Origin of the sequence: Aphanothece microscopica RSMan92, assembly GCF_046613545.2 — a bacterium.
In the GTDB taxonomy this organism is placed as follows: domain Bacteria; phylum Cyanobacteriota; class Cyanobacteriia; order PCC-6307; family Cyanobiaceae; genus NIES-981.
On the sequence record NZ_JBKKKY020000420.1, the window covers coordinates 1 to 519 of the forward strand.

A 519-nucleotide genomic window follows, 5' to 3' on the forward strand; every position below is an offset into this window, starting at 1 on the left:
TACATGGCAGAGGGTGAAACAGAGGATCGTACGAGGTTCGTGGTTGTAGATACAGTACATGCCGATGAACTCGTATCCGACCGAGGTGGTCTCAAGTTCTATGCTGCCGATATCAAGGACTTGGAACGTGGCGTCTACACGTTCTTCGTTACAGCAATCAATGACGACGGCGAGAGCCCACGAACGAAGATCAAGGTCCTGAATCTCAAGCCAGCCGAAGCCAAGCTGGTCTTCATAAGCGTGCCGCAACGCACCGGCCAAGTGGACAAGGGCTATCGATATGCCGCCAAGGTTGGCGGTATCCCGGAAGACAAGAAGAAAGACGTCCGCTATTCGATCGTTCAAGGACCTGACGGCATGGAGATCGACCCCATTACCGGCGTGATTGAATGGAAACCAACCGAAGAAGGACGCTACGTCGTCGTCATCAAGGCCATCGTTGAAGGAACGGACTTCGTAGCCGAACAAGAATTCGTCATTGAAGTCGTAAAGAAGTCCGATAAGCCCGATGAACCTCGC

1 pseudogene is annotated in these 519 nt (G+C 52.6%); it reads left to right on the top strand.

Going from position 1 to position 519, the window contains the following annotated elements:
• A pseudogene (locus tag ACLD7X_RS18325) lies at window positions 1-519 on the top strand (hypothetical protein); the annotation flags it as partial.